This window comes from Bacillus sp. P4_D3, assembly GCF_056401855.1.
The window spans coordinates 1-1,109 of the sequence record NZ_JBFUIN010000901.1; the positions used below are offsets into that span (position 1 = coordinate 1).

The following is a 1,109-nucleotide window of genomic DNA, read 5'->3' on the forward strand; positions in this document are numbered from 1 at the left end:
CTAGATAATCAGCTAAGTAGTTTGCATTTAAACCTTCACCTGTCACATCTTTTAAAATTTCAAGTGGTTTTTTCGTTTTGCCGTATTGGTGAATATTCTCTGTTAACCATTCACGAATTGGTGTCACGTTTCCTTCTTCTAATAATGCATCAAAGTTTGGAATATCCTTTAGCATCCTTTGTTTAAATTGCGCTGCATACATATAACCAAGCGCATAAGATGGGAAATATCCAAACGAACCGCCAGCCCAGTGAACGTCTTGTAATACACCTTGTGCGTCATTCTCTGGACGAATACCTAAATAAGTTTCCATCTTATCATTCCATGCCGCTGGTAAATCTTTTACTTGCAGTGTGCCATCAAATAATTCTTTCTCCAGCTCATAGCGAACCATAACATGAAGCGGATATGTAAGTTCATCTGCTTCTATACGGATAAAGGATGGTTTTGACTCATTAATCGCATCATAAAACTCGTCTACTGATACGCCGTCAAATTGACCGTCACTATATCGCTTTAACAAATCATAGTTTTTCTTCCAGAACGACTTATTACGGCCAATGAAGTTTTCAAAGAATAACGATTGTGACTCGTGAATTCCCATTGATGTTCCACTGCAAAGCGGTGTTCCTTCTAGTTCCTCTGCAACATTTTGCTCATATACAGCATGACCACATTCATGAATCGTGCCGAAAACAGCCATACGGAAGTCTTTCTCATCGTAACGAGTCGTAATACGAACATCCCCTCTATTTAATGTAATTTCAAAAGGATGTACCGTTTCATCAAGACGACCCGCTTCAAAGTTATAGTTCAATTGTTTTAATAACTCTAAAGTAAAATTCTTTTGTTTTTCTTTTGAAAAATGTTCGGATAAAGCATTTGTTTTTAATTCTTTTTTAGACTCAGAAATTTCTTTCACAAGCGGAACGATACGTTCACGCAGTTGACCAAATACATGATCTAACACTTCTACTGTGATTCCCGGCTCATACATGTCTAATAGTGTATGGGAAGAAGCTCGCGAAAAATCTGACTTCGAAATGTTCCGTCCGTATTTAGAAAAAATTGTTGAATTCAAAAAGAAGTTTATTACATATTGGGGTTAC

Annotated in this window: 1 protein-coding gene and 1 pseudogene; one reads left to right on the forward strand and one right to left on the reverse strand. The window is 37.0% G+C overall.

The genetic code is table 11. The features are described 5' to 3' along the window. Positions 1–1,012: pseudogene (locus tag AC1DTM_RS27810) on the reverse strand (carboxypeptidase M32); the annotation flags it as partial. Positions 1,013–1,043: 31 nt separating this feature from the next. Here AC1DTM_RS27810 and AC1DTM_RS27815 point away from each other — a divergent pair. Beyond that, the coding region (locus tag AC1DTM_RS27815) for a hypothetical protein (RefSeq protein WP_477001409.1) at positions 1,044–1,109 on the forward strand (66 nt) is incomplete at its 3' end.